The organism is Streptomyces sp. NBC_01224 (assembly GCF_036002945.1).
Taxonomy (GTDB): Bacteria; Actinomycetota; Actinomycetes; order Streptomycetales; family Streptomycetaceae; genus Streptomyces.
In genome coordinates this window covers 6551463-6577102 of record NZ_CP108529.1, presented here as the reverse complement: position 1 = coordinate 6577102, position 25640 = coordinate 6551463, and the positions used below count along the sequence as shown (strand labels likewise).

Below are 25640 nucleotides of genomic sequence, written 5' to 3'. Positions count from 1 at the left end.
TGGTCACGCCGGAGAGATCACCCGAGGGCCGCGACCCGCTCGCGGTATCCCCGTACCGCGGCCGCGTCCCGGTACGGCTCCAGGCTTCGCTCGAAGTCCCGTACGTACTCCGTCGCCCGTACCGACCGCATCTCCGCCGCCTGCTGGGCGGCCTCGGCGCCGAGCACGCACGCCTGGTCGAGCTCACCGAGCCCGAGCCGCGCGGAGGCCAGCACCACCCGGCAGAACAGCCTGCTGCGGGCGTACGCCGGGGCGCGCAGCTGGAGGGAGCGCTCGGCGTGCTGCGCCGCGACCCGGTACTGCTGCAGATCCCGGTAGCAGTGGCCGAACTCGTCGGCGAGCTGGGCCTCGTCGAAGTACCGCGCCCAGTGCGGCACCTCGTCCCCGGGGCGGGCGCTCTCCAGCGCGCGTTCCGCCCGCGCCAGCGAGGCGGTGCAGAGCCTCGCCTCGCCGAGCACCCCGTGACCGCGTGCCTCCACGGCGTGCAGCAGGGCCTGGACGACGGGCGGCGCCGACGAACCGATGCCCTGCTGGGCGACGCGGGCCAGCTGTACGGCTTCCCTGCCGTGCCCGAGATAGACCGCCTGCCGGCTCATGGTGATCAGGACGTAAGCGCCGTACGCACGGTCCCCCGCGGCCTGGGCGAGCCGCAGCGCCTGGACGAAGTACCGCTGGGCCAGGCCGTGGGCCGCGATGTCGTACGAGGTCCAGCCCGCCAGCCGGGTCAGATCGGCGGCGGCGGAGAAGAGCCGGCGCCCGGTGGCCTCCCCGTAGGTCCCGCGAAGCATCGGCTCCGTCTCATGCTCCAGATACCGGACGAGGGCCTGCCGGGCGTGGCCGCCGCCGTAGGCGTTGTCCAGGGCACGGAAGAGTTCGCCGACCGACCGCAGGGCGGCGACATCACCGCTGCTGACCCGCTGGCCGGAGCCGCGGTCGCTCTGCCGTTGCCGGGGAACGCCGGGGGCGCCCGACAGCCCTGCTCCCACGGAGGCGGGAGCGGTCGAGGGTGCGGGGGACCCGGGTGGCGCGGACGGTCCGGAAGGCCGGGACGGTACGGGCCCACGGGCCCCGCCGCGGCCACTGACGCCGGACGCCCCCGTCACACCGTGCCCACTGCCGCCGGGCCAGTGCGACCCCTGCGACCCCTGCGCCCCGATCCCCCGTGCCCCGCCGGGACCGCCGGACCGCGCCGAACCACCGGCCTCGGTGGCCCCTGCAGCCCCCGCAGCCCCAGAGGCCCCGACGGACCTGCCGAGCGCACCGGCCGCACGGGCACCCCCGGCGCCGCCCGGTACCGGGGGCGAGGACTCGCTCCCCCCTCCCACCCACTCATCGGCCCGGCCGATCAGCCAGTCCCTGCTGGGGACGACGAGCCCGGCCGGGGTGAAGGCGATCTTGCGCAGCTCCGCTTGGCTGCCCGAGTCCTTCCGCCACAGTCCGCTGACGATGTCGACCGCCTCGGCGGGCGTGGCCGCGAACTCCAGGCCCGCGTAGACAGGGGCACATGAGTCGAGGCCCAGGTCCTGCGCGGAGAGGCGGCGCCCGAGCCGCCGGGTGAAGACCTCGGCGATCAGCGCGGGGGTGGTTCCGCGCGGCTGCTGACCGCGCAGCCAGCGGGTCACGGAGGTCTTGTCGTACCGCAGGTCGAGGCCGTGTTCCAGGCCGAGTTGGTCCACCCTGCGGGCGAGGCCGGCGTTGGAGAAGCCGGCCTCGGTGATGAGCGAGGCGAGTCGGCGGTTGGGGGTGCGCTGCGGAGGTCGTTCCGACATCAGCTGTACGGTCTCCTGCCTTCGGGGCCGGGCAGGCCCTAATGGAACGGCGTGAATTTAGCGGCCTCTGCGGCGGTCGCAGCCACCTTCGCTTCACTTTCATCCGATCGTGTGAGGATTGGGGGTGGCGCTGACGGGAACGACCTGCTGGGCCACCGCCCGGAGTCCGGTCGTACAGTGGCTCGGGGCTGATTCAGTGCATGGTGGCGTGGCTCCGGGCACCCCGGCTCCCGGCACCGCGAGTAGGGAGGCATCTGTCGTGACTGAGCTTCGGTTCGTCCGGCTGGGATTCGGCGAGGAAGCCGTCGACTACCAGGAGGCCTGGCAGAAGCAGCGCGAGGTGCACGCGGCCAGATTCGAGGACACCGTCCCGGACACCTGTCTGCTGCTGGAACACCCGCCCGTCTACACGGCGGGGCGGCGCACGACCGACAGTGAGCGCCCGCTGGACGGCACCCCGGTCATCGATGTGGACCGCGGCGGGAAGATCACCTGGCACGGTCCCGGACAGCTGGTCGGCTACCCGATCCAGAAGCTGCCCCGCCCGGTGGATGTCGTCGCGCATGTCCGCCGGCTGGAGGACGCGCTGATCCGTACCGCTGCCGAATTCGGGCTGGAGACCTCCCGGGTCGAGGGCCGCAGCGGGGTCTGGGTCCTCGGCGACCCTGTCGAGGACCGTCCGTCGATCGGCGGCCTCTCCCTCGACTTCGACCCGCGGCTGCAGGACGAGGAATTCGATCCGCGGCTGAACGGCCCCGAGTACGCCCCGTCCAACGCCGGGCAGCGCCGCGAGGACCGCAAGCTGGCCGCGATCGGCATCCGGGTGGCCAAGGGCGTGACCATGCACGGCTTCGCGCTCAATGTGAACCCGGACAACACCTGGTTCGACCGCATCGTGCCGTGCGGCATCCGGGACGCGGGCGTCACGTCACTCGCGTACGAACTGGGCCGTGACATCACCATCGCGGACGTGCTCCCCGTCGCCGAGAAGCACCTCAAGGACGTCCTGGAGAACGCGCAGCTCGCGCCGCGCACCATCGAGCGCCCGGCGGATGCCGTGGCCACGGCATGACAGCCTGGATGCCCGGCAGGGAATAGGCCCTGCCGGCCACAGGTTGGCCAGACGTAAAGCCGTTTGAACCACGGGCGTACCCTGGTGTTCGCCGAAGAATCCAATGCAGTGAAAGCAAAGGGGAGTGCCGGAGTGTCCGCTGTCGCACCCGACGGGCGCAAGATGCTGCGCCTTGAGGTCCGGAACAGCCAGACCCCCATCGAGCGCAAGCCCGAGTGGATCAAAACCCGGGCGAAGATGGGTCCCGAGTACAACCAGCTGCAGAAGCTCGTGAAGAGCGAGGGTCTGCACACGGTGTGCCAGGAGGCCGGCTGCCCCAACATCTTCGAGTGCTGGGAGGACCGCGAGGCCACGTTCCTCATCGGCGGCGACCAGTGCACCCGGCGCTGCGACTTCTGCCAGATCGACACGGGCAAGCCGCAGGCGCTGGACCGGGACGAGCCCCGCAGGGTCGGCGAGTCCGTCGTCACGATGGACCTGAACTACGCCACCATCACCGGCGTCGCTCGCGACGACCTGGAGGACGGCGGTGCATGGCTGTACGCCGAGACCGTGCGCCAGATCCACACGCTGACCGCGGACCGGGAGACCGGCCGCACCAAGGTCGAGCTGCTGATCCCCGACTTCAACGCGGTGCCCGAGCAGCTCGCCGAGGTCTTCTCCTCACGCCCCGAGGTGCTCGCCCACAACGTCGAGACGGTGCCGCGGATCTTCAAGCGGATCCGCCCCGGTTTCCGTTACGAGCGCTCCCTGGAAGTCATCACGCGGGCCCGCGAGGCCGGCCTGGTGACCAAGTCCAACCTGATCCTCGGCATGGGCGAGACGCGCGAGGAAGTCAGCGAGGCGCTCCAGGATCTGTACGACGCGGGTTGCGAGCTCATCACGATCACGCAGTACCTGCGGCCGTCCGTGCGCCACCACCCGGTCGAGCGCTGGGTGAAGCCGCAGGAGTTCGTGGAGCTGAAGGAGGAGGCCGACGAGATCGGCTACTCCGGCGTGATGTCCGGGCCGCTGGTCCGTTCCTCGTACCGTGCGGGCCGTCTTTTCCAGCAGGCGATCGAGCGGCGCGGCGCCGTCGCAGCGGCGCCCGCTGTGTGAATTCGGGCACAAGAAGCTACCGAGCGGTAATAGCTGACTCGACGCGGCCCATACGCTCCCCGCAGGTCTGGGGCGCGTATGGGCCGCGTCGGCGTGCGCTACGCCCATATCAAGGTTTCATTGGTGTTTGACCGACCGGTCATGCGCTGGTAACACCGAGCAGTGACGCTGGGTGCAACGGCGCAGCGACTCTGCGGGCCGCTGCCACCCCTGCTTCCCGCACCCAGCGCACTCCACCCACTTCGCGCAACGCAGTCCCGGGCAGATCGGCCCGGGCAGCTGAGTCCACGCAACTCAGTCCGCACATCCGCTCCGAGGAGATTTCCACGATGCAGGCCGTGCCGGTACGCGCCACCGCCATCCCTTCCGTCACCGATGCTCTCCGTGCCGTCGAGTCGCTGCTGCTGAGCAGCGGCCAGCGCACCGCCCGCCGCAACGCCTGGACAGCCGTCCTGGAGGACCGGCGCCGGGCCAAGGACCGGGTCGAGGCCGAGTACGTACTGGAGGCCGCGGCCGACCACCGTTCCTGAGCCACGTAAACTTCCGTACATGGCGAGGAAGGCAAACACTGAAGGCGCGGACAGCGCCGAGAACGCGGGGCGACTCAAGCAGATCGCCCTGACCTACAAGATGACCCGGCGGACCGACTCCAAGATCGGTCTTGTCGTCGCGGGTGTGGGAATCGTCACCTTCGGTGTCCTCCTCGCGGTCGGTTTTCTGATCGGCCACCCGATCTACCTGGGCATCCTGGGCTTCGTGCTGGCCCTCCTCGCGATGGCGATCGTCTTCGGACGGCGTGCCGAGCGCGCGGCCTTCGGGCAGATGGAGGGACAGCCGGGCGCTGCGGCGGCGGTGCTGGACCGGGTGGGCCGTGGCTGGACCACGACTCCTGCGGTCGCGATGAACCGCAGCCAGGACGTCGTCCACCGCGCCGTGGGCAAGGCGGGCATCGTCCTGGTCGGCGAGGGCAACCCGAACCGGGTGAAGCTGTTGCTCGCGGCCGAGAAGAAGAAGATGGCGCGCATCCTGGTCGACGTACCGGTGCATGACATCGTCGTCGGCAACGACGAGGGCCAGGTGCCGCTCAAGAAGGTGCGCACCAAGATGCTGAAGCTGCCGCGCGTCCTGACCGGCCCGCAGGTGACGGCCGCCAATGACCGGCTGCGCGCGATGGGCGACCTGATGAGCAACATGCCGCTGCCCAAGGGCCCGATGCCGAAGGGCATGCGGATGCCGCGCGGCGGAAAGATGCGCTGACGCTTCCGTCGTACATATCCGCTGTACGCACGGAGAGGGCGGGTCGCGAACCGGTTCGGTTCGCAACCCGCCCTCTTCTCATACCGTCCGCGGTATCCGTCCTCGGCTCAGATACGCACCTGAACAGCGCGGGCCAGCCGGTCGTGCAGGCCGCGGCCGTCGCGGTCCCAGACCAGGGCCGGAATCGCCAGGCACAGCAGCAAACTCCGGACGATCACCCGCCCGAAAGTGAGCCGACCGCCGCTCTCGGCGACGACCCTGATGCCCAGGAGCCGCTTGCCGGGCGTGCAGCCGATGGTCCCGACGGTGAGCACACTCAGCACGAGAAAGACGCCGAGCGCCCAGTTCCCGGCCGTCTGCTGGTCACCGCGAGCGAACAGCCCGTATGCGATCACCATGCACAGAACCCAGTCGATGAAGAGCGCACCGAAGCGCCGGCCGAGCGGCGCCACGGATCCCGGCCCGTGCTCGGGCAGACCGAGCCGCTTGCCCCGGTGGCCGAAGTCGGCCCCCATCTCCTCGGCGGCCGCGCGCGGCCCGGAGAGCCACGATCCGATTGCTTGCCTATTGTCCACCCGACCACGGTACTGCGCCCGCCCGCGCGCCCTGCCGGGCGGGGGCCGCTGCGGGCTGCCACCCGGCGGGGACGAGGGCCCCGAACCGGCCACGAGGTGCCGCCCGCACCCGGCTCGGTTAACTTCTGCGAAACAAATGGGTCATGCTTGAGAAATCCGGTCTGCCTATGGTCGGGTCCAGCGTGTGCCACCGCACTGGCCGCACCACGAGCTACAACCCCGTCCCTCCCGGGCCGGGAGTAGGAGGAGTTGGATGTTCCAGAACGCCGACGACGCGAAGAAGTACATCGCCGACGAAGACGTCAAGTTCATCGATGTCCGGTTCTGCGACCTGCCCGGTGTGATGCAGCACTTCACCATCCCGGCGGCAGTCTTCGACCCGACCGAGGAGCTCGCCTTCGACGGCTCGTCGATCCGCGGCTTCCAGGCCATCCACGAGTCCGACATGGCGCTGCGCGCGGACCTGTCGACCGCCCGTGTCGACCCGTTCCGCCGCGACAAGACCGTCAACATCAACTTCTTCATCCACGACCCGATCACGGGCGAGCAGTACAGCCGTGACCCGCGGAACGTGGCCAAGAAGGCCGAGGCGTACCTCACCTCCACCGGCATCGCCGACACCGCGTACTTCGGCCCCGAGGCCGAGTTCTACGTGTTCGACAACGTCCGCTTCCAGACCTCGGCGAACGAGTCCTTCTACCACATCGACTCCGAGGCCGGCGCCTGGAACACCGGGTCGGAAGAGAACAATCGCGGCTACAAGGTCCGCTACAAGGGCGGCTACTTCCCGGTCCCGCCGGTCGACCACTTCGCCGACCTGCGTGCCGAGATCTCCCTGGAGCTGGACAAGAACGGCCTCCAGGTCGAGCGCCAGCACCATGAGGTCGGCACCGCGGGCCAGGCAGAGATCAACTACAAGTTCAACACGCTGCTCGCCGCGGCCGACGACCTGATGCTCTTCAAGTACATCGTGAAGAACGTCGCCTGGCGCAACGGCAAGACCGCCACCTTCATGCCGAAGCCGATCTTCGGCGACAACGGCTCGGGCATGCACGTCCACCAGTCCCTGTGGGCCGGCGGCGACCCGCTGTTCTACGACGAGCAGGGCTACGCGGGCCTCTCGGACATCGCCCGCTACTACATCGGCGGCATCCTCAAGCACGCCCCGTCGCTGCTGGCCTTCACCAACCCGACGGTGAACTCGTACCACCGCCTGGTCCCCGGCTTCGAGGCCCCGGTCAACATGGTGTACTCGCAGCGCAACCGCTCGGCCGCCATGCGTATCCCGATCACGGGCTCGAACCCCAAGGCCAAGCGCGTCGAGTTCCGCGCCCCGGACCCGTCGTCCAACCCGTACCTCGCCTTCTCCGCTCTGCTGATGGCCGGCCTCGACGGCATCAAGAACAAGATCGAGCCCGCCGAGCCGATCGACAAGGACCTGTACGAGCTGGCTCCCGAGGAGCACGCGAACGTCCAGCAGGTCCCGACCTCCCTCCCGGCCGTCCTGGACGCGCTGGAGGCGGACAACGAGTACCTGCAGGCCGGCGGCGTCTTCACGTCCGACCTGATCGAGACGTGGATCGATTTCAAGCGCACCAACGAGATCGCCCCGATCCAGCTGCGTCCGCACCCGCACGAGTTCGAGCTGTACTTCGACATCTAAGCCGCTGGGTCGGCCTCGCTGGGCCCCGCGGCGGGCGGCGTCCAGCGTGGTCGCGTCCGCTGCGGCCTGGCCGCCGGCCTTCAGCCGGGCGAGCCGCACCGTGACGGTGAACGAGAACAGGCCGGGATCTGTCCCGGCCTGTTCTTCTTTGATCCGCCAGGCCGATGCTCGCCGAATTCGGCCATGGCATCGAAGGCCGCGCCCTCCGCCGGTGAACCCGAACTCCTGTGCATGGCTGCGGTGTCGGGGAGCACAGGACGCGAACGCGCCCCGCGCGTTGGCTGACCAGGCGTCACCCCACTGGATGGGGGAACGGAATTGACCGCCCCATTCTTCCTGGACGAGTAATACGTCACCCCCGAATTCGCAACCTGCACGGGATAAACCTGACACTGCCACTCCTAGGATGAGCGGTCTCTTGTTGCGCATCAGCCCTCATGCAACGCTTTTTCTTGCTCGGACCCATCACAAAGGGGAATCTCATGCAAGGAAAGAAGCGAATTCTCGCCCTGGTCGGTGTCCCGCTGGGTGCGTCACTCGCGCTGGCACCAGCAATCTCCGCCGAGGCGCACGCCGCAACTCCTGGCAAGAGTGCAGCATCGGGGGCCGCTTCACACCCTTCGATCGCTCCGACAGCCTCCTGTTCGGTTTCTGGAATCGAAGACCCGAATGAGAGCGCGACCATAAAGGGCGCCGGCTTCACCGCTGGGCAAGTGGTCACCTTCTTCAGCGGGAAACGCCCGATCACGACTGCGACAGCTGACGGCGCTGGAGCGGTCGGCGCAGTGGCAGTGGTCAAGGCCGACGAAACCGTTACAGCCCAAGAGGGTGCGAACCAACAGGGTTGCCTGAACCTTGTCAAGCCGCCCACAACAACGGGCACAACGGTTCCTCCGGGAACCGGCACACAGGTTCCGGGCACAGCCGCCGATCGGGAGCAGGCGCTCGCCGCCGGGGAGAACGACGGCGACGCAACGTGCAGGCAGAAGATCGACCTGTTCAAGAACAACGCCGACAAGAGCGCGGCCTTCCGGGCGGATTACGCCACCGCATTCAACAACAAGGTGGCAGCCACCGTCGGCTGCTCGGCCATGCTTGCGCAGCTTCGGTCGGGACTCCCGGTAGGCCAGGCCCAAACGGGCCAGAGCCAGGCCCAAACAGGCCAGAGCCAGAAGCAAGAGCAGGGTAAGAAGCATCATGGGCAGGGCAACCGCGGAGAAGGGCGAGGGAACCGCTAACTCAACCCCGCGTGAAGGGTCCGGCAGCTCGCTGCCGGACCCTTTGTGGTGTGGCCGGACGTAACAGGGCCCGGTGCTGCGACCACGTCGCGGCGCCGGGCCCTGCGGCATTGCAGCACACAGGCGATGGTGATCCGGTGCAGCCCGGGTGTAGCCCCGGTCATCCGTCCGGAGCCGGTAACAGGGCTTGCTCGCCGTTCGACGCCCTTCCAGCAGCAGCCACACGCGTCGCAGAGCGCGCATCCGGAAACCGACTATCCTGGGAGTAGAGGTCCCAGGTAATAACCATCCGCAACAGTCGCCCAGCAGAGGGAACAACGGATGAATTACGACCAACGGCGAGCAGAGCTCGCGGACTTCCTCAGAACACGACGGCTGGCCCTTCAGCCGGAAGAGGTCGGCCTTCCGTCACGAGCATCACGGCGAACCCCCGGCCTGCGGCGGGAAGACGTCGCCGACCTTGCGGGGATCAGCGCCTGCTGGTACGCCCGCCTCGAACAGGCCCGTAACATCCGGGTCTCCGACCAGGTCCTCAATTCGTTGGCCGAAGCTCTTCGCCTCAGCGCCGATGAGCGCGACTATCTCCTGGCCTTGGCGAACAGTGACGCCCGTTCCAGCGCGAGCGTTCCCGCGGACGGTGTGTCTCCGGCTCTCCAACGCATTCTGGACAGCCAGCATCCGCATCCGGCATTCGTTCTCGGTCCCCGATTCAATATTCTTGCCTGGAACCAGGCAAGAACCGATGTCTACGGTGATCTCACAAAAATCCCCCCTGAACACCGGCACATGCTGTGGCTGTTCTTCGGCGGCTATATGGGTGAACTGATTCAGAACTGGGAGCCGAGCGCCCGATCCGTACTGGCCAAGTTCCGCGCGGCCACCGGTTTGTACGTCCACGAACCGTGGTTCACCACACTGGTCAGCGAACTGAGCCGGAACAGCCCGGAATTCCACAATTGGTGGCAGCAGCACGAAATCGAAAGGCACCATGCCACCGCTCGGGAAGTGCGCCATCCTTTCGTCGGTCGTATGGTGCTGGAGGAGAGCGCGCTCATTGTCGACGACTGCTCGGATCAGCGGATCATTCTCGAGATCCCGCAACCCGGCACCGGCACCGAGAACAAACTGACGGCGCTTTCCTGCCGGCCTCACCGGGTGCAGACGCCGCCGTGGTACGCGCTTCGGAGGCCGGCCTCATCAGAGCAGCGGAACAGCCACTACTGACAGGGCTGCCCGGCAGGGAAACCAGCCATGAAATGTAGGCGGTTGTGGCGCGATCCGCGATCAGTGCCGCAGGGCGGTTCCCACGTCGGCCTTGATGTCGCCCGACAGCTTGCGGTTGCTGCGGGCCGTAGCGTCCTTGGAGGCCTTCGGGCCGACGTCGTCGACCGTCACCACCACCGTGTCGAGCAGATTGCCGCTCGGGTCGCGGAAGTTGATCTGCACGGCGTACGACTTCGCCGAGTCGGCGCTGTTCGTCACCGTGACCTTCGCAGTGGCGCGGCCGTCGTGGCCGGTGCTCGGCGTGCCCAGCCTGACGTCGCTCTTGGCGTTCACGCCGTTCTTGAAGCCCTTCAGCTTCTCGCCTGCGGCGGCTGTCGCCGAGGCCACTACGTCGGAACCCCTGGATGCCACCGACGCCGCGGCGGACGCGGCTTTGGACGCCGTGCTGGAGGCCTTGCCGCCGCCGTCGGAACACGCGGCGGCCGTCGACATCACGGCCGTCGTCAGCAGTACGGCCCACAGACCTTGTGCGGCTTTCCTCATCATCGTGCCTCCCAGTACTGACCCATCGCCCCAGTCAAAGGGGCTGCGGGCGGGGCCGCATGCCGCGTACGCCGGACGGGTGATGGACCGGGCCTGAGCGGAGGTCGTACGTCAGGGGGCGGCTGCCCCGTGGAGTCGCGGCGTGTCGGACGACGGCCGAGTCTGGTGGCATGAGCGACCAGGACCCGGACCCGGGCGGCAACCCGGACCAGTCATGGACCCAGCCGCAGCCACAGCCCCGTCTCCGGCGGCAGTGGCCCTGGGTGGTGCTGGTCGTCGTGCTGGTACTGGCGTGTGGCGGTGCCGCGGCCGTCGCGGTGGTCACCGGGGAGCTGTCGAGGGAGGGGACGAAGCCCCTGCGGATCACGTACGAGGTCACCGGCACCGCCAAGGACGTCACGGTCACCTACCCCACCTGGCAGGACGGCGACCTGTCGACCGCACGGCTGACTCTGCGGACGCTGCCGTGGGCCGGGGAGCTGAAAACCAAGGGCTTCATGAAGGGCGGCTCCTTCGCCGTCACGCTCGGGGAGTCGGGTGGCGAGGTCGCCTGCGCCGTGACAGTGGACGACGGGACCGTCCGGACGGCCTCGGCGTCCGGGGCCTTTGCCACTGCCACCTGCAGCGGGTTCTGAGCCGGATGCGGTCGTACGCGCCTGTGCCCCCGGGGTTCCGGGGGCACAGGCTTCGGGTGCGTGAGCAGTCGGTCGTCAGCCGCCGGCCGCCACCGTCAGCGGCCGTAGCGGATCAGGGCGCGGACCATGCGGCACGTCGTGTCGGACGGCGGGTGGATGCCGATGCGCTCGGCAGTCGTACGTATCTTGTCGTTGGTCGCGGTCGACGGGTAGTAGACGCCCGTGTCGAGCAGGGCGATCGCCAGGCGCATGGCCTTCAGGCGGCGATTGTGGGAGACGTACCACTCGCGGGGCCGGCCCGCGGGGAGCGGCTTCTTCTGCAGGGGCTTGTGGAGCGGCTTGGTCGTGACTGCGGCAACGGCCATGGGCAACCTCCTGGCACGGTCGTGAAACCCTCACGAACTACCTCTATTTTACGGCCCACCACTGACAATCGTCCCTGGCCAGAAGGGCTTTCGCACCGTCCCTCCCGTATCGTTGGCCCCATGGAGATCTGGATCAATCCCGCCTGTTCCAAGTGCCGCAGCGCGGTGCAACTGCTCGATGCGGAGGGCGCCGAGTACACCGTCCGCCGCTACCTGGAGGATGTGCCGTCGCCGGACGAGATCCGGGCCGTGCTCGACCGGCTCGGGCTGGAGCCGTGGGACATCACGCGGACGCAGGAAGCGGACGCGAAGGAGCTCGGACTCAAGGAGTGGCCGCGCGAGGCCGGTTCGAGGGAACGGTGGATCTCGGCGCTCGCCGGGCACCCGAAGCTGATCCAGCGGCCGATCATCACGGCGGACGACGGCACCGCCGTCGTGGCGCGCACGGACGAGGCGGTACGGGACGCCATGGAGCGCTGAGCACCCCGCGCGGCGAGAGCTACCGGGTCATCAGGAAGTCCTCCATCCTGCGGTTCAGTTCGCCGGCCGTCGGCTCGTGCAGCGGCAGGGTGTGGTGCGTCGCGCCGGGAATCGTCGCCGTCTGCGCGTGCGGAAGCAGCCGGGCCGCCGCGGCGGCGACGCGGGCCGGGTCGTGGGCACGGCCGGCTTCGGCGAGCAGGATCAGGGTCGGTACGTCCAGTCGGCCCAGGGCCTCGGGTGCGGGTCGGGGTCCGGTGACGGGACGGACGGACGGGAAGCAGGCTGCCGCGTAGCGCAGTTGCAGCCACGCCGGGTCGAGCGCCGCTCCGCCTGTCTCCCACTCCAGGAAGGCGCGTGTCCGTTCCGCGCCGGGGCGGAGCAGCATCGGCAGCGCATGCAGCAGATAGCCGGGCCGGAAACCGGCGAAGCACTGGGTCGGGTCGAGGAGGATCAGCTTCCGGACGCGGTGGGGCGGCGCGTGCAGGGCGTAGTGGAGGGCGATCCAGGCCCCGTACGAATGCCCGCACAGCACGCCGCGGTCGACGCCCAGGCCGTCCAGCACCGCATCGAGCCACGCCATCAGGTCCTCCACCGTACGGATCGGGCGCTCCCCCGCCACGCTGCGCCCCGGGTCACCGATGAGGTCGACGGCGTGGACGCGATGGGTGCGGCCCAGGCGGGCGGCCTGTGCGTACCAGACGGTGGAGGTGGAGCCACCGCCGGCCAGCAGCACCAGGGGCGGAGCATTCTCGGGGCCGCAACTGTTGATGTGGGTGATGCCGTACGAGGTGGGGACCCGGCTGCTGTGTGTGCCGGCCGGCCACTTGGCCGCCAGGACTCCGTCGTACGCAGCGAGGAATGACGTGATGGTGGTCATGGGATGCCTCCCCGGTCGGATGCTTCCGATATTATCTCGCTCAGCGAGATAATATCGGTGGGTCGAGAGGGAGGGACCGGGTGATCGAACAAGGCCCCGAAATGGAGATCGTCCATCTGCTGCGCAAGGTGACGGTCGAATTCGGTCTGCGCCAGGCCGATTTCGCGGCCCGGCACGGCATGCATTCCACCGATGTGCGGGCCCTGATCTGCCTGCTGGACGCCGAGCGGGCCGGTACGGACGCCACCGCCGGATGGCTCGGCGCGCAGCTTGGCCTCAACTCAGCGGGCACCACCTCGGTCATCGACCGCCTGGAGCGCCTGGGCCACCTCGAACGCACGCGTGATCCTCGTGACCGGCGACGGGTGCTGCTGAACGTGACGCCACGGGCGGTGGAGCTGGGACGGTCCTTCTTCGGGCCGCTGATCGACGACACGGTGGCCGTGCTGCGCGAGTTCGACGAGAGCGAGACGGCCGCGGTCCGGCGCTTCCTGTCCGCCGCGCACCAGGCGGTCACCATCGTTCCCTGACCACCGCAACGGCGGAGGGGACACTCCGTGAGCCTGTTCCCGTCCACCACTCGGACCGACTGCTCGACGAAACGGAGATCCCCGCATGCCCCGCCCCGACTCCCCCGGCATGACCTTCTTCAGCGACTTCGTCGTCACCGGCACCGTGGGCGGCGCCGATGCCACTTCCACCCCCGACGAAGTCACGGCACTGCTCGGCGACGGCTTCGTGGAAAGCGGCGCCGAGGGTCAGCGGCTGCGTGGTTACGATCTCGTCGAGTTCGCCTGGCAGCGTGCGTTCTCGACGCCATCCCGGCGTCCCGGGCCGAGGTGGCAACCCGGGACGCCACCGCGTACACCCGGGAGCACATCGCGGCGATCAACAGGTCCCGTCGGGCCAAGGCTCTCTCCATGGCCGCCGGTGAGCAACTGCGCCGGGGCGGGCAGGACTTGGCACTGAGGACCGAGGCCGAAGGCTGGCTGCGGCTCCGGACGCGGTTGATGTAGCCGCGGAGCCCGTACGGGGCGGCGGGCCGTGCCGCCTCCCCTGTACCGGCCCGGCCCGGCCCGGCCCCGAGCCTCGTCTCCCTATACCCCCGACTGCATCTCCGCCTCGGCCAGCAGTTCCGTCAGGCGTAGTCCGAACCGGACGTCGCAGGGATGCGGCTCCCCCGTGTGTACCGAATCGATCAGTGCGTCCACCGCTGCCCGGAAGGAACCGACCGCGTCGCCCCACCGCGGCAGCGCGGCGACTCCCTGTTCGCCTTTGAGCTCGATCTCCGTGCCTACCGCGCCCACCGGGGCACCCAGTGCGAGCGTCACCGTGCTGGACGCGCCGGAGGTGTGGCGAAGGATCAGATGGGTGGTGTCGGACGGGCCGCGGGCCGCGGTCAGGTGTGTCACGTCGCCCAGTACCGGGATCAGGACCGACAGGACATGCGGGCCGACGTCCCACAGGCCGCCCTTCTCGCGGCGCCAGGGCGAGGCGGCGTACTCGCTGGCCGTGCCGGGGGCGAACAGCGCACCGATCCACTCGGCGCGGGCGGTGAACCAGCCGTCCAGAGCGGCCTGTTCGGCGATCCAGGTGGACGTCTCGGCCGCGAACCGCAGGGTGCAGAAGACGACGGACGCGACCCCGCTCTCCTCGGCGGCGCGGGCGACCTCGCGGGCTCCGGCGACGGTGGTCGCCACCGGCTTGTCCATCAGCAGATGGCGGCCGGTGGCCGCGGCGCGGGCGGCGAGCGGGGCCTGGACGTCCGGCGGCACGGCGAACGCGATGGCGTCGCTGGCTGCGAAGAGCTCGTCGATGCCGTCCTCACCGGTGTACGCCGTGGTGCCGTGGGCGGCGGCCAGCGCGTTCGCGGCCTCGGGGCGTCGGCCCCACACGCCGCTCAGTGCGACGCCGGGGTGGGCGGCGAGAGCTGGGGCCTGGGTGTTCCGGGCCCAGGGGCCCGTACCGACGAGGCCGATGCGCAGGGGGGTCGCGGGAAGTGTCGTCATGGGGCAAGTCTGCCGGGTCAGCCGGACCACTCCCGTATTGAGTTGGCGCAGAGTGGGCTTCAGTGGCTACGTTTGCGGTGCCGGCCGCGGGACTCCGGCGCGACTTCCGGGACTTGCCTCTGAAGCAGTGATTTCGCTGTTCGCGCCCCCATTCCCCGGCCGGCGCTCCGCCCCCGCGTACGGCGGCGCGTGACACCACGGGGGAAACCATGGCGACCAGCACCGAGACCACTCGCACCGGGACCGGTGCCGACCTCGTCGCGGCCGAGGACGTACTCCTCTTCGTCAACGCGGCGATCACCGCGACCGGACAGCGTGAGTTCCGCTCGACGGCGTATCAACAGCGGCTTTCGCTGGACTTCCTCCATGAGTACGTACGGGTCAACTATCGCCGGGTGTACGCCGCCGCGCTCGCCCTCGACATCAACGACCACAACGCCGTGCGCATCGCCCAGGGCCTGCTGGAGAGCGCCGCCGACGCGAACGCCGAGGAGAAGCGCACCGAGGGCCGGCTGATCGCCGCCCGGCTGGCGAAGCTGCCGCCGCAGCGCGTGTACCGGCTGTTCCGGGCGCTGCGCGGGGCCAAGGTGAACAACCGGCGCACCCGCGCGATCATGCGCGACTGGCTGGCCGCCCGGCCGGATCCGGCGCACGATGCCGTGAAGTACCGCGCCGGTCTGAAGACCGCCGCCCGCCATGTCCACCTCCGGTTCGGCGGGCCCGGTGAGCCGGGCGAGACCGGGGATTTCCTGTTCCGGCCGGGGCGGCGGCCGCGCTACCGGCACCAGCTGCTCGACGCGTGGCGGCGCGCCCACTACGAGCAGGGCGCCGTCGACGAGCTGCCGTTCACCGTGGCCGAGGGCTTCGCCGCCCGGCACGGGATGAAGCGCGAGGTGTTCCTGGAGCGGATGGTGCCCCGGATGACCCGCCTGGAGCGGCTGCGGACCCAGGGGCAGCGCAGCACCGGAGACGACGTGCGGCTGCCCACGGATATCGACCTGACGGTGATGCCGCTGACCCGGCTCGCCCTGTACGTCCTGTCGCTCGGCTTCGAGGTGCGCGGGCTCCACCGCAAGGAGCTCACCCATGCCCTGCGGACCGCCGCTCGCCGAGCGGCGGGCCCGCACGCCGGGAGCTGGGGCCGGGTCGCCGCCGTGCTGGACGACAGCTACTCGTCGTCCGGGTCGGGCGAGAAGCGGCGCCGTCCGCTGGCCGTGGCGCTGGCCTGCCACTTCCTGCTGGAGGCGCTGGCGGCGCCGGGCGCGTACATCCCGCTGTGGACCTCGGGCGGCACAGATCCGCTGCTGGTCAGGCCCTGGGGCCCGACCCCGCTCGGCACCCGCGTACTGGATGCTCTGGAGCACGGCCCGGACCGGCTGGTCATCGTCTCGGACGGCTGGGACAACGCGCCGCCCGGACTCGCGGGCGAGGTGCTGCGGGTGTGGCGGAGCCGGCTCGATCCGGACCGGCGAACTGCTGTGGTGCATGTGAACCCCGTATACGACGCGGACGGTTTCGATGTGCGACGCCTCGCGCAGGGCGTGCCCACGGCCGGGATCCGGGACGCGGAGGACCTGCCGGCGCTGGTGGAGATCGCACAGTTCGCCGAGGGACTCACGGGACCGGCGGCCCTGTACGCCTATCTGGACCGGCAGGTGGCACGTTTCGTGAGTGGGGAGAAGGCGGGAGCCGCATCGTGAACAGGCTTGAACTTGCCGGGCTCGCCGCCCGCCCCGCCCAGGTGTGGGGCGGCATCCGGCTGGTGCCGCTGGTGCGCGAGCAGCCGGTCGAGGGGCTTCGGCTGCACCGGGAGATCTACACGGGTTACGGGAACGGTGTCGTGGACGTCGGTCCGCGCACGCACTACACCTCGTACATCCCGCACGGCTTCGTCGCCGACTGGTCCGGCGAGGGCGTCCGGTCCGCCGCGTACGGTACGCAGCTGGGCACGGGCAACTCGCCCGGGAACCCGCCCCGGACCGCACGGCTCCACCGCAACCGCCACCACCGCATGGCCAAGCGGCAGCCGGGCGACCGGCTGCGCTTCCTGCCGCTGCACCTCGCGATGGAGGGCTATCTCGCCCTGCACTTCGGTGGCCCCGCGGTCGCCTGGGAGGAGTGGTCGCGGCAGGCGCTGCGCGACGGGCTTTCGCCGCGTGCCGAGGACGCGTACATGGGGTGGTCGGTGCGCGGGCTCGGCGACGCGCTGCGGGCCTTCGAGATCCATCCCGGCCAGTGCGGGGTGATGGTGTACGCGGCCGATGCGCTCGCTGCCGCCTTCGTTCTGCCGCACCCGGACGACTACCGTCTGCTGCACCCTTCGCTCGTACAGGATCTGTACGGGGAACTGGTCCACCAGTACGCACTGTACGGCGCGCCGGTGGCGGAATTCGCGGCGCGGATTTCCGATGGACCGCATCTGCGGTCGCTCGCCGGTCTTCGGGCGGCGGCGCGGGCGCAGGAGCGGGAGTGGGCCGAGGCGCACGACACCCTGTTCGCCCGTGAGCTGCTGGACACCTCGTACACCTTCGACCGGGTGTACCGGATGGGCTCGTTCACACTGTGGCGGTTCCTGCCGCCGTTCCTGCGCAATGGGGAGGGGCAGCACATCGGTGAGACGATCACCGATCACAAGGGGCAGGTCGCGTATCTGAAGACGTTCCGGCTGTCCGAGGCCCAGATCAGACGTGGTCATCTGCTGCACCGGCTCTCCGACGCGGACTGGCGGCTCTCGCAGGCGGCCGTGGCGCTGGGCACCACCGAGGAGGAACTGGTGCGCCGGATCCGTGCCGCCGGTTTCGAGTCGCTGCTCAGGGCCCGCGCGTGATCGGTCGCTGCTCAGGGCCCGCGCATAACGCAGGAAACCTCGGTAACACGGGGTTCACATTCGGGCAACGGACGGGAAATCGCGTCTTGCGAAGCTGCGCTGCATAGACCGGACCGCAACACCGCAGCACCCGCAAAGGATGGCTTCCGTGACGTTCAAGGCTGAGTACATCTGGATCGACGGCACCGAGCCGACCGCCAAGCTCCGTTCGAAGACGAAGATCATGGCCGGAAGCCCGTCGCAGGATGTCGCGGAGCTGCCGATCTGGGGCTTCGACGGTTCGAGCACCAACCAGGCCGTGGGCCACGCCTCCGACCGGGTGCTGAAGCCGGTCTTCGCGTGTCCGGACCCGATCCGCGGCGGCGACGACGTTCTCGTCCTGTGCGAGGTCTTCAACATCGACATGACGCCGCACGAGTCCAACACCCGTGCCGTGCTGCGTCCGGTGGCGGAGCAGTTCGCCGGCCAGGAGCCGATCTTCGGCATCGAGCAGGAGTACACCTTCTTCGACGGCCACCGCCCGCTCGGCTTCCCCGCGGGCGGCTTCCCGGCCGCGCAGGGCGGCTACTACTGCGGTGTCGGCGCGGACGAGATCTTCGGCCGCGAGATCGTCGAGAAGCACCTCGACAACTGCCTGGAGGCGGGCCTCGGCATCTGCGGCATCAACGCCGAGGTCATGCCCGGCCAGTGGGAGTTCCAGGTCGGCCCGCTGTCCCCGCTGGAGGTCTCCGACCAGCTGTGGATCGCCCGCTGGCTGCTGTACCGCACCGCCGAGGACTTCAACGTCTCCGCGACCCTCGACCCGAAGCCGGTCAAGGGCGACTGGAACGGCGCGGGTGCGCACACCAACTTCTCCACCAAGGCGATGCGCGAGGGCTATGCCGCGGTCATCACCGCGTGCGAGTCCCTGGGCGAGGGGTCGAAGCCGATGGACCACGTCAAGAACTACGGCGCGGGCATCGACGACCGTCTGACGGGTCTGCACGAGACCGCCCCGTGGAACGAGTACAGCTACGGCGTCTCCGACCGCGGCGCGTCGGTCCGTATCCCGTGGCAGGTCGAGCAGGACCAGAAGGGCTACATCGAGGACCGCCGCCCGAACGCCAACGTCGACCCGTACGTCGTCACGCGGCTGATCGTGGACACCTGCTGCACCGCGCTGGAGAAGGCCGACCAGGTCTGATCCCGTTCCGCCGTTCCGCACGAGGGGGCGCCCACTCGCTGCTCCACGCCGGGCAGCCACCGTACGATCCGCAGCTGGTCGAGGCGGCCGCCGAGGTGGCGGCGGTGCAGACCGAGGGTTTCGAGGGGCCGCTGTGGCCGGGGCGGACCATCCGCCTCGAACACCGGGTACGGGAACTGCTCGACGGAACATACGAGGAGCAGGGGATCCGGTAACCGCTGCCATCTGGGGGCGAGGCGGATGGCGGCTCATCGGTTGCGGCAGCCCGAGGTGAGGAACGTAACGCGACGGGTCCGTATCGACGAGTGAGCGAGGCCTGCTGCGCCGTCGCGTTCTCTGGTTCAATGGGGACATGGCCAGCATCCAGTACACCTCGACAGGTCGCAGCGACCTCGAACCGTTCTGGCCGTCCCGTCAGCACCACGACTTCGACCGGGTGTGTTGCCGCGCGTTGAACGCGCAGGCCCTCTAAAGCCGCTCACCCGGCCTTCGGTCCGCGCGCACGCAAGCAAGTCCGTCCATCGACGACTCCTTCGCGCGAAAGAGCTGACCCTCATGGCGAACACTCGTACCTTCTCCGCCGCAGCCGCTGCCACCGCGGCGCCTCCGGCGACCGCTGCGGCCACCAACTCCGCCCGCTCCCTCTCCTCCAACCGCCACCGGCTGCGCGCCGTCGACCCCGATGAGGTCGTCCAGCTGGCCGATGTGGCCGAGTTCCTGCCGCCGGGTGCCACCTGGCTGCCCGCACCCCAGCACACCGTTCCGGCGCTGCCGGGCCGGCCGCCGATGATCGGGTACCTGGTGCTCGTACCGGCCGATCAGCAGCCGGCCGTCACCGCCGCTGCCGCTGCGGCCGCCCAGTACGTGGTGCCGTCGCCGGTGGAGGACCCGTCCGCGGGTGCGGTGCGCATCGACCCCGTACAGCGCACCGCGACGGTGGACGGGAACACACTCGACCTCACCTTCCTGGAGTTCGAGCTGCTCGCCCATCTGGTCGCGCACCCTCACCGGGTGCACACCCGCGACCAGTTGGTGACCACGGTCTGGGGCTACGGACATGTGGGCGACGGACGCACCGTGGACGTCCATGTCGCCCGGCTGCGCCGCAAGCTGGGTGTCGAGCACCGCCGGTCGATCCAAACGGTGCGGCGTGTCGGCTACAAGTACGCCCCCTGACGGCGTCGAAGGCGCATGGGAGCGGCCCTGGTCCGGTACGCCGGACCAGGGCCGCTCCCATGCGCCGGACGGCCGGTCAGCCCCGCGCCCCCGAACCCACCGGAACCTCGCCCGTCTCCGGCTCGCCGTGCTCCAGGCCCGGCAGTCGGGTCAGTCCGCGCGGGGTTCGCCAGTTCCGCTCCCCGAGCAGCGCCATCACGGAGGGCAGCAGGACCATCCGTACGATCGTGGCGTCCAGCAGCACCGCGACGGCGAGGCCGACGCCCATCTGCTGCATGTCCTGCATCGACAGCGTCCCGAAGACCGCGAACACCGCGACCATGATCAGGGCCGCGCCGGTCACCGCACCCGCCGTCCGCCGGATGCCCTCGTCGATCGCGGCCCGGGTGTGCAGACCGCGGTCGCGGGCCTCACGGATCCGGGAGACCACGAACACGTGGTAGTCCATGGAGAGTCCGAAGAGGACGACCAGGACGAACAGCGGAATCCACGCCTCGATCGCGCCGACCCCCTCCGAGCCGATCAGCGAGGCCCCCCAGCCGTGCTGGAAGACGGCGACCATCACTCCGTACGCGGCAGCCACGGAGAGGAGGTTGAGCAGGATCGAGGTCACGGCGATGACGTACGAGCGGAAGCAGAACAGCATCAGCAGGAAGGTCACCGCCGTGATGAAGGCGAAGACGGGGACGATGCCGCGCTTCAGCTGGTCGTTGAAGTCGACGGACCCGGCGATCTCCCCGGTCACGTACACCTGGGCCCCGGTCCCGTCGAACGCGGCGGGCAGCCGCTCCTTGCGCAGCTCGGAAAGGCCGGCCTCGCCGTCGGGGAGCGGCACCTCGATCTCGGCGACGTTCTGCGCCTTGTGGACGGTCACCTCGTCGAAGCCGTCGAAGGCCTTGCGCAGCGCGGGCGCCTCGATGTCCTCGGCCTTGACCACCACTCGCGCCGGAGCGGGGCCGCCGGGGAAGCTCTCGTCGATCTGCCGGTAGGCGACAGAAAGCTGCGAGTCCGAGCCGAACTGCTTCTCCAGGCCCAGCTGTTCGGTCTTCATGCCGAGGGCGGGCGCGGCCAGGGCGAGCAGCACGACGACCGAGGCGACCGCGAAGATCTTCGGCCTGGCCAGGACGGGCTTCAGCACCGCGGCGACGCCCCCGCCACTGGTGCGTACGCGCCGGTTGTCGCGTCGGCTCCCCCGCCGGTTGAGGAACGGCACACGTCCCGCGTCGATCCGGTCGCCCAGCCAGGACAGCAGCGCGGGCAGCACCGTCACCGAGCCGAGCATCGCGATGAAGACCACGATGATCGTGGCAAGGGCGAAGCCCTTGAACAGCATCAGTCCGGACAGGAACATGCCGGCCATCGCGACCATGACCGTGAGCCCGGAGACGAGCACGGCCCGGCCGCTGGTCGCCGCCGCGATCCGCAGCGCCGTCTCGGCATCGCGTCCCGCCGCCCGCTCGTCGCGCTCGCGCCGCAGGTAGAAGAGGCAGTAGTCGACGCCGACGGCGAAGCCCATCAGAAACATCACGGAGTACGTGGTCTGGAACAGGTGCAATTGGTGGCTGGCGAGCGACAGCAGTCCGAAGGCGGCCATGCACGCGGTCAGTGCCAGCCCGACGGGGAGCAGCGCCGCGACGACGGCGCCGAAGGCGACCAGCAGAATGCCCAGGGCCAGGGGTACGGCGGTGAACTCGGCCTTCTTGAAGTCCTCCGAGAGCAGATCGCCGAGCCACTTCCCGGCACTGGCTTCGCCGAACTGGTGGATGGTGGCGTCGGGGTGGTCCGCGCGGACGGCGGACACGGCGTCGAGCACGGGCTGCACCCTGTCCGGTGCCGTCGCCGCGTCCCCCTTCATGTCAAAGGTGATCAGCGCGTCCTTGCCGTCCTCGGAAGGGATCGGCGCTGTGAGGTTCGCCACCTCGCCGGTCCTCCCGATGGCGGCGGAGACCTCGCGGGCGGCGTCCTGCCAGTCACCCGCCTTCGCGGTGGACACCATGACCAGCTCGCCGGCGGGCTGCCCCAGCCCGGCGTCGTCGAGGATCTGTTCGGCCCGCGCCGAATCACCCGCGGCGTTCTCCGAGTCGGACATCTCGACCAGACCGGATGCGCCGCCGATGCCCGTGGCGAGCACGACGAAGAGCAGCCAGCCGAGAATGGCGGTCTTACGGTGGTGTGCGCTCCACACACCGATGCGTGCCGCGAGGTTGCGCCTCATGGCGTGTTCGCCCCCAGAAGTCAGACGGAATCAGATGGAAGTGGAAGAAGTACGAGGAAGTGCGAGGAAGTGCTGGGAAGTCGACGTCGAATGCGTCGTCGATGAATCTAGGAACGGGACGCCGCCCGCCCCAGCCGCCGAAGCCCCCTCTCGCGGAGCCATAGGGCGAGGTCGGCAGGGTGGTGCTGGGTACACCCCGCCCGGGTGGCGAAACGGCTGACGCCCGGGGAGCCCGCCGGGTGAGACTGTCTGCGGACGGGCCCGACACGGGGCCCGGCGAGGGGAGATGGATCGAGATGAACGCGATACGGGCCCGGGTACGGAGGGCGCTGCTGGCCGCCGGGCGGGGAGTCGTGCTGTCGATCGCCAGCCTGGCCGGGTCGATCACCCTCTTCGTATGGGCGGTGCTCTCCATCGCCTTCATCCCGCTGGGCATCGGCCTGGTCACCACCCCCTACGTACTGGAGCTGGTCCGCAAGCACGCCAACCGGCGCCGGCTGCTCGCGGTCACCTGGTCCGACGTCCGCATTCCGGTCCCCTACCGCCCCTTCCCGAAGGATCTGCGCACCGGGTTCACCGGGCAGGTGGAGCGGACCACGCTGATGCTGAAGGACCCGGCGACCTGGCGGGACATCCGGTGGCTGCTGGTCGACATGACGGCCGGCTATGTGGTGGCGGTCCTGGCCTCGGCGCTGATGGTGTATCCGCTGGAGGGTTTCGTCCTGGCGGCCGGGTTGTGGCGGGTCTTCACCGACGACCGTTACTGGTACGCGTTCGTGCCGGTCGACAGCCAGGCGACGGGCCTTGCCGCCGCCGCGCTCGGTGTGGTGTTCTTCGCGATCGGTCTGCTGGTCGGCCAACCACTGCTGCGGCTGCACTTCGTGATCGCCCGCGCGATGCTGGCCCCCACCCAGGAGCAGGAACTGGCCCGGCGCATCGACCGGCTGACCGAGACGCGCCACGAGGCCGTGGACACCGCGGCCTCCGAACTGCGGCGCATCGAGCGTGACCTGCACGACGGTGCGCAGGCCAGGCTGGTCGCCATGGGCATGAACCTGGGCACCGTGGAGGCGCTCATCGAGAAGGATCCGGCGCAGGCGAAGAAACTCCTCGCCATGGCCCGCGAGTCATCGGCCGAAGCCCTCACGGAGCTGCGCGATCTGGTCCGGGGCATTCACCCGCCGGTCCTCGCCGAACGCGGACTCGGGGACGCGGTCCGGGCGTTGGCGCTACGGCTGCCCTTCGAGTCGGAGGTCCGGGTGGAGCTGAGCGGCCGGGCGGACGCCGCGATCGAGTCGGCCGCGTACTTCGCGGTGAGCGAGACGCTGACGAACGCCGCCAAGCACTCGGGGGCCGAACGCGTCTGGGTGGACATCGACCACGCGGACACCCTGCTACGGGTCTCCGTCACGGACAACGGCAGGGGCGGTGCGGTGGTCGGATCCGGCTCGGGCCTGAGCGGAATCGAACGCCGACTCGGTACATTCGACGGCATCATGGCCGTCAGCAGCCCTGCGGGCGGTCCCACGATGGTGACCATGGAGATCCCTTGCGAGTTGTCCTAGCCGAAGATCTCTTCCTGCTGCGCGACGGGCTGGTGCGCCTATTGGAGGCGTACGACTTCGAGATCGCGGCAGCTGTGGAGACCGGGCCCGAACTGACCCGGGCCCTGGCCGAGTTGGAGCCGGACGTCGCGGTCGTCGACGTCCGGCTTCCGCCGTCCCACACGGACGAGGGCCTGCAGTGCGCGCTGGCGGCCCGGCAGGCCAGGCCGGGGCTGCCGGTGCTCGTGCTCTCGCAGCATGTGGAGCAGCTGTACGCACGCGAGCTGCTGGCGGACGGCAACGGGGGCATCGGCTACCTGCTCAAGGACCGGGTCTTCGACGCGGAGCAGTTCATCGATGCGGTACGCAGGGTCGCCGCGGGCGGCACCGCGATGGACCCGCAGGTGATCTCGCAGTTGCTGTCGCGGCGCTCGCAGGACAAGCCGATGGGCGGGCTGACTCCGCGCGAGCTGGAGGTGATGGGGCTGATGGCACAAGGCCGTTCGAACGCGGCGATCGCCTCGCAGATGGTGATCACGGAGCGGGCGGTGGCCAAGCACACCTCGAACATCTTCGGGAAGCTCGGCCTGCCGCCGTCCGACGACGACAACCGCCGTGTTCTCGCGGTGCTCGCCTATCTGGACCGGGGCTGAGTCACACCCGCCGCCCCGGAAGTCGAGTCAACCCGTGAACCACCCCGCCGCATCGAGCCGGAACGCGCTCGCGGGCGCCATCGCACGCAGATCGGCCTCCATCGCACGCACCCGGTCGGCACCGAGCACCCGGACCCATTCGGCGCGCAGCCGGTCGAACCCCTCGGCCGATCTGACCAGGACGTCGATGCCCCGCACGGTCAGCCGGACCAGCTTGCGCCGGCCGTCCCGGGGATCGTCGACGCGCTCCACGTACCCGAGACCTTCGAGCTTCTCGACGGTCTTCCCGGCGGCCTGCTTGGAGACCCCGAGCCGTCGGCCGATCTCGCTGGCGGTCGCACCGTCACGGCCGACGGCCTGGAGCGCGAAGCCGTACGCGGGCCGCACGTCGGGGTGGCCGTGCTCGGCCAGCTCATGGTGCAACTCGTCGATGATCGAGCGGAATCCGGCGAACAGCAGCAGGGGCAGCTCGAAGCCCGCCCCGCCGCCCGTGGACGACCGTGCGCCCGGCTCGCCCTCTCGCTCAGCCATTGTGAAACTCGACAACCTGGTTTACTTTTTCGTCAATCACGTTGTCGATTTTAGCGTGCGCATCCACAGGAGAGGTCTGCCATGCCCGCATCCGCGTTCCCCGACCACACCCTCGAATCCGCCCCCGCCGCCGCCCGCCGCACCATGGAGGCGGTGGCGAAGAAGCAGGGCTATCTACCCGCCGCCGTCGCCCGGCTCGCTGCATCACCGGAGCTGCTCGACGGCTTCCTGAAGATCGGCGCCATCTTCGAGTCCTCCACCCTGGACCCGCTCTCCCGAGAGGTCCTGATCATGACGATGGCGACCCGCAACGACTGCCACGTCTGTGTGGCGATGCATACCGCGAAGCTCACCGCACTCGGTGCGGACCCCGAGCTGATCACGGCCCTGCGCGAGCCGGAGGCACGCGCCCTGCCCGATGAACGACTTGAATCCGTAAGGAAGTTCACCCTTTCGGTGATCGCGACGTCCGGAGCCGTCGACGAGAAGACGCTCCAGGCGTTCCTGGCGCACGGGTACACCGCCCGCAACGCACTGGAAGTGGTCCTGGGCATCGGCGCGTACACGATGTCGACACTGGGCAACCGGATGACCGGGGCGCCATTGGATCCCCAAATGGCGGCCTTCGCCTGAGACTTGCGCATTCCATCCGGTGTACGGATGGAGATTCCCATGAAATCCGCGACCGACTGAACGGACCGCGCGC

26 protein-coding genes are annotated in these 25640 nt (G+C 69.5%); 18 read left to right on the top strand and 8 right to left on the bottom strand.

The window, feature by feature from the left end; translation table 11 throughout:
* Positions 1-17 precede the first annotated feature (17 nt).
* Complete coding sequence (locus tag OG609_RS29590; protein WP_327275627.1) at positions 18-1769, bottom strand: regulator; 1752 nt, start codon at positions 1767-1769, stop codon at positions 18-20.
* A 259-nt stretch (positions 1770-2028) separates the two neighbouring features.
* On the opposite strand from OG609_RS29590, the gene lipB reads away from it, so the two are divergent.
* The 4 genes from lipB to OG609_RS29570 all read left to right on the top strand — a co-directional run bounded on the left by lipB (position 2029) and on the right by OG609_RS29570 (position 5196).
* Positions 2029-2841, top strand: coding sequence for a lipoyl(octanoyl) transferase LipB (gene lipB / locus OG609_RS29585; protein ID WP_327275626.1), 813 nt, complete (start codon positions 2029-2031; stop codon positions 2839-2841).
* A gap of 132 nt (positions 2842-2973) precedes the next feature.
* Positions 2974-3939, top strand: coding sequence for a lipoyl synthase (gene lipA, locus OG609_RS29580; protein ID WP_327275625.1), 966 nt, complete (start codon positions 2974-2976; stop codon positions 3937-3939).
* Between the two features lie 329 nt (positions 3940-4268).
* Positions 4269-4469, top strand: coding sequence for an SCO2195 family GlnR-regulated protein (locus OG609_RS29575; RefSeq protein ID WP_327275624.1), 201 nt, complete (start codon positions 4269-4271; stop codon positions 4467-4469).
* A 19-nt stretch (positions 4470-4488) separates the two neighbouring features.
* Complete coding sequence (locus OG609_RS29570; protein ID WP_093897542.1) at positions 4489-5196, top strand: DUF4191 domain-containing protein; 708 nt, start codon at positions 4489-4491, stop codon at positions 5194-5196.
* A 107-nt stretch (positions 5197-5303) separates the two neighbouring features.
* Here OG609_RS29570 and OG609_RS29565 read toward each other — a convergent pair whose 3' ends face one another.
* Positions 5304-5771, bottom strand: coding sequence for an RDD family protein (locus OG609_RS29565; RefSeq protein ID WP_327275623.1), 468 nt, complete (start codon positions 5769-5771; stop codon positions 5304-5306).
* Between the two features lie 253 nt (positions 5772-6024).
* Here OG609_RS29565 and glnA point away from each other — a divergent pair, with 253 nt between their 5' ends.
* From glnA to OG609_RS29550, 3 genes are all read left to right on the top strand, one after another.
* The gene (gene glnA / locus OG609_RS29560; protein WP_327275622.1) at positions 6025-7434 is read left to right on the top strand and encodes a type I glutamate--ammonia ligase; all 1410 of its coding nucleotides are present in this window, start codon (positions 6025-6027) and stop codon (positions 7432-7434) included.
* Between the two features lie 482 nt (positions 7435-7916).
* Positions 7917-8672, top strand: coding sequence for a hypothetical protein (locus tag OG609_RS29555; RefSeq protein WP_327275621.1), 756 nt, complete (start codon positions 7917-7919; stop codon positions 8670-8672).
* 321 nt (positions 8673-8993) lie between these two features.
* Positions 8994-9896 carry a helix-turn-helix transcriptional regulator gene (locus OG609_RS29550; RefSeq protein WP_327275620.1) on the top strand — a complete coding sequence of 301 codons (903 nt, stop codon included), beginning with the start codon at positions 8994-8996 and terminating at the stop codon, positions 9894-9896.
* Between the two features lie 60 nt (positions 9897-9956).
* Here the strand turns inward: OG609_RS29550 and OG609_RS29545 are convergent, their stop codons facing one another.
* The gene (locus OG609_RS29545) at positions 9957-10442 is read right to left on the bottom strand and encodes a hypothetical protein (RefSeq protein WP_327275619.1); all 486 of its coding nucleotides are present in this window, start codon (positions 10440-10442) and stop codon (positions 9957-9959) included.
* Between the two features lie 167 nt (positions 10443-10609).
* Here OG609_RS29545 and OG609_RS29540 point away from each other — a divergent pair, with 167 nt between their 5' ends.
* A complete protein-coding gene (locus OG609_RS29540) occupies positions 10610-11074 on the top strand; it encodes a hypothetical protein (protein ID WP_327275618.1) in 465 nt (154 codons plus the stop codon).
* Positions 11075-11169: 95 nt separating this feature from the next.
* On the opposite strand, the gene OG609_RS29535 is transcribed toward OG609_RS29540, so the two are convergent.
* The gene (locus tag OG609_RS29535; protein WP_093897585.1) at positions 11170-11439 is read right to left on the bottom strand and encodes a hypothetical protein; all 270 of its coding nucleotides are present in this window, start codon (positions 11437-11439) and stop codon (positions 11170-11172) included.
* A 120-nt stretch (positions 11440-11559) separates the two neighbouring features.
* Here OG609_RS29535 and OG609_RS29530 point away from each other — a divergent pair, with 120 nt between their 5' ends.
* The gene (locus tag OG609_RS29530; protein ID WP_114244178.1) at positions 11560-11919 is read left to right on the top strand and encodes an arsenate reductase family protein; all 360 of its coding nucleotides are present in this window, start codon (positions 11560-11562) and stop codon (positions 11917-11919) included.
* A 19-nt stretch (positions 11920-11938) separates the two neighbouring features.
* Here OG609_RS29530 and OG609_RS29525 read toward each other — a convergent pair whose 3' ends face one another.
* Positions 11939-12796: an alpha/beta fold hydrolase gene (locus tag OG609_RS29525; RefSeq protein WP_327275617.1), complete on the bottom strand. Its 858-nt coding sequence runs from the start codon at positions 12794-12796 to the stop codon at positions 11939-11941.
* Positions 12797-12876: 80 nt separating this feature from the next.
* Here OG609_RS29525 and OG609_RS29520 point away from each other — a divergent pair, with 80 nt between their 5' ends.
* Both OG609_RS29520 and OG609_RS29515 read left to right on the top strand, forming a co-directional pair.
* A complete protein-coding gene (locus tag OG609_RS29520; protein WP_385654125.1) occupies positions 12877-13326 on the top strand; it encodes a MarR family transcriptional regulator in 450 nt (149 codons plus the stop codon).
* Between the two features lie 309 nt (positions 13327-13635).
* Positions 13636-13812: a hypothetical protein gene (locus OG609_RS29515; protein WP_327275616.1), complete on the top strand. Its 177-nt coding sequence runs from the start codon at positions 13636-13638 to the stop codon at positions 13810-13812.
* An 81-nt stretch (positions 13813-13893) separates the two neighbouring features.
* Here the strand turns inward: OG609_RS29515 and OG609_RS29510 are convergent, their stop codons facing one another.
* Positions 13894-14805, bottom strand: coding sequence for a Gfo/Idh/MocA family protein (locus OG609_RS29510; protein ID WP_327275615.1), 912 nt, complete (start codon positions 14803-14805; stop codon positions 13894-13896).
* A 209-nt stretch (positions 14806-15014) separates the two neighbouring features.
* Between OG609_RS29510 and OG609_RS29505 the strand changes: the two genes are divergently transcribed.
* The 4 genes from OG609_RS29505 to OG609_RS29490 all read left to right on the top strand — a co-directional run bounded on the left by OG609_RS29505 (position 15015) and on the right by OG609_RS29490 (position 19991).
* On the top strand, positions 15015-16505 hold the full coding sequence (locus OG609_RS29505; RefSeq protein WP_327275614.1) for a hypothetical protein: 1491 nt from the start codon (positions 15015-15017) through the stop codon (positions 16503-16505).
* Positions 16502-17632 carry an ARPP-2 domain-containing protein gene (locus OG609_RS29500; RefSeq protein ID WP_327275613.1) on the top strand — a complete coding sequence of 377 codons (1131 nt, stop codon included), beginning with the start codon at positions 16502-16504 and terminating at the stop codon, positions 17630-17632. The genes OG609_RS29505 and OG609_RS29500 overlap by 4 nt, the downstream gene beginning before the upstream one ends.
* A gap of 148 nt (positions 17633-17780) precedes the next feature.
* The gene (glnII, locus tag OG609_RS29495; protein WP_327275612.1) at positions 17781-18815 is read left to right on the top strand and encodes a glutamine synthetase; all 1035 of its coding nucleotides are present in this window, start codon (positions 17781-17783) and stop codon (positions 18813-18815) included.
* A gap of 555 nt (positions 18816-19370) precedes the next feature.
* A complete protein-coding gene (locus OG609_RS29490; RefSeq protein ID WP_327275611.1) occupies positions 19371-19991 on the top strand; it encodes a winged helix-turn-helix domain-containing protein in 621 nt (206 codons plus the stop codon).
* A 76-nt stretch (positions 19992-20067) separates the two neighbouring features.
* Here OG609_RS29490 and OG609_RS29485 read toward each other — a convergent pair whose 3' ends face one another.
* Positions 20068-22206: an MMPL family transporter gene (locus OG609_RS29485; RefSeq protein WP_327275610.1), complete on the bottom strand. Its 2139-nt coding sequence runs from the start codon at positions 22204-22206 to the stop codon at positions 20068-20070.
* Positions 22207-22502: 296 nt separating this feature from the next.
* On the opposite strand from OG609_RS29485, the gene OG609_RS29480 reads away from it, so the two are divergent.
* Both OG609_RS29480 and OG609_RS29475 read left to right on the top strand, forming a co-directional pair.
* On the top strand, positions 22503-23771 hold the full coding sequence (locus OG609_RS29480) for a sensor histidine kinase (RefSeq protein WP_327278223.1): 1269 nt from the start codon (positions 22503-22505) through the stop codon (positions 23769-23771).
* The gene (locus OG609_RS29475; protein ID WP_327275609.1) at positions 23756-24403 is read left to right on the top strand and encodes a response regulator transcription factor; all 648 of its coding nucleotides are present in this window, start codon (positions 23756-23758) and stop codon (positions 24401-24403) included. Before OG609_RS29480 ends, OG609_RS29475 begins: the two co-directional genes overlap by 16 nt.
* 27 nt (positions 24404-24430) lie before the next feature.
* On the opposite strand, the gene OG609_RS29470 is transcribed toward OG609_RS29475, so the two are convergent.
* Positions 24431-24934, bottom strand: coding sequence for a MarR family winged helix-turn-helix transcriptional regulator (locus OG609_RS29470; RefSeq protein WP_327275608.1), 504 nt, complete (start codon positions 24932-24934; stop codon positions 24431-24433).
* 81 nt (positions 24935-25015) lie between these two features.
* Here OG609_RS29470 and OG609_RS29465 point away from each other — a divergent pair, with 81 nt between their 5' ends.
* Positions 25016-25567 carry a carboxymuconolactone decarboxylase family protein gene (locus OG609_RS29465; RefSeq protein ID WP_327275607.1) on the top strand — a complete coding sequence of 184 codons (552 nt, stop codon included), beginning with the start codon at positions 25016-25018 and terminating at the stop codon, positions 25565-25567.
* Positions 25568-25640: the final 73 nt, after the last annotated feature.